Source organism: Cupriavidus sp. MPR-AND1C (assembly GCF_058809705.1).
On record NZ_JBXASU010000192.1, the window covers coordinates 1 to 1,677 of the forward strand.

Annotated in this window: 2 protein-coding genes; both read left to right on the top strand. The window is 68.3% G+C overall.

Annotated features, from left to right (window positions below; all coding sequences use genetic code 11):
- The first annotated feature begins 12 nt into the window (after positions 1-12).
- The gene (hemF, locus tag AC1RWI_RS37940) at positions 13-924 is read left to right on the top strand and encodes an oxygen-dependent coproporphyrinogen oxidase (RefSeq protein WP_492870876.1); all 912 of its coding nucleotides are present in this window, start codon (positions 13-15) and stop codon (positions 922-924) included.
- A 10-nt stretch (positions 925-934) separates the two neighbouring features.
- On the top strand, positions 935-1,677 hold a 743-nt coding region (locus AC1RWI_RS37945; RefSeq protein ID WP_492870875.1), incomplete at its 3' end, for a nicotinate-nucleotide adenylyltransferase.

Genomic DNA, 1,677 nt, shown 5'->3' on the forward strand with positions numbered 1-1,677 from the left:
CGCCCGCATACCATGATCGATTCCCAGGCAGTCCGTGCCTATCTGCTCGGTCTGCAAGACCGTATCACCGACGCTGTTGCCGCCATCGACGGCAAGGCGTTTTCGACCGATGCCTGGGAGAAGCCGCCCACCGAGCGCCTGCGCGGCAGCGGCCGCACCCGTATCCTGGAAGGCGGCGCCGTGATGGAGCGGGCCGGCGTGGGCTTCTCGCATGTGCGGGGCGATGCGCTGCCGCCGTCGGCTACCGCCAACCGGCCGGAGCTCGCCGGGCGGGGCTTCGAGGCGATGGGCGTGTCGCTGGTGTTCCACCCGCGCAATCCCTTTGTCCCCACCGTGCACATGAACGTGCGCTGCCTGATGGCGGTGAAGGACGGTGCCGAGCCGGTGTGGTGGTTCGGCGGCGGCATGGACCTGACGCCTTACTACGGCAACGCTGGCGACTGCGCGCACTTCCACGCCACCTGCCGCGACGCCCTCGCCCCCTATGGCGATGACCTCTACCCGCGTTTCAAGCAATGGTGCGACGAGTATTTCTTCCTCAAGCACCGCGGCGAAGCGCGCGGCATTGGCGGCATCTTCTTCGATGACTTCTCCGCGCTCGGCTTCGAGCGCAGCTTCGCCATGACGCAATCGGTTGGCGACGCCTTCCTGGACGCCTACCTGCCGATCCTGCAGGCGCGCAAGGACACGGCTTACGGCGAGCGCGAGCGCGAGTTCCAGGCCTACCGGCGCGGCCGCTATGTCGAGTTCAACCTGGTGTTCGACCGCGGCACGCACTTCGGGCTGCAATCGGGCGGCCGCAGCGAGTCGATCCTGATGTCGATGCCGCCGCTGGCCAGCTGGCGCTACGACTGGCAGCCGGAACCGGGCAGCGCGGAGGCCGCGCTGTACACGGACTTCCTGCCCGTGCGCGAGTGGGCCTGACGGCAACCCCATGGCACACGACATCGCACGATCGCTCACCGCCAACGCGGCAGACGCAGCAGGCTCGACCAAGAGCAACCGCCCCTACCGCCTCGGCATTCTCGGCGGCACCTTCGATCCGCCCCACATCGGCCACGTGGCGCTCGCCCGCCTCTGCATCGAACATCTCGAGCTCGACGAGCTGGTCTGGATCCCCACCGGCCAATCGTGGCAAAAAGGCGACGACGTCACCCCTGCCGCCGACCGCCTGGCCATGACCGAACTGGCCGCGCAGGCATTGTCCGACACCCGCGCGCTGGTCCATGCCAGCCGCATGGAAGTTGACCGCGCCGGCCCCAGCTACACCGTGGATACCGTGCATGAACTGCGCGAGCACTATGGCCCCGATGCCTCGCTGGCGTGGCTCATGGGCGCCGACCAGTTGCTGCGCCTGCACACCTGGCATGGCTGGCAAGCGCTGTTCGCGCACGTCCACCTTTGCGTGGCGACGCGGCCCGGTTTCGACCTGGCGGAACTGGACGGTCCGGTGCGCCAGGAGCTCGCGCAACGGCGTGCGTCCACCGACCTGATACAATCCATGCCCTCCGGCCGCATGTGGATCGACCAGACGCTCGCCGTCGACCTCTCCTCCACCGCCCTACGCCAACGCCTGGCTGCCGGACAACCGGCAGATGACCAGCTGCCGTCCGGCGTGGCACACTACATCGCGAGCCGCGGCCTGTATCGGCCGACGCAGTCGGATCTGCCCATCCC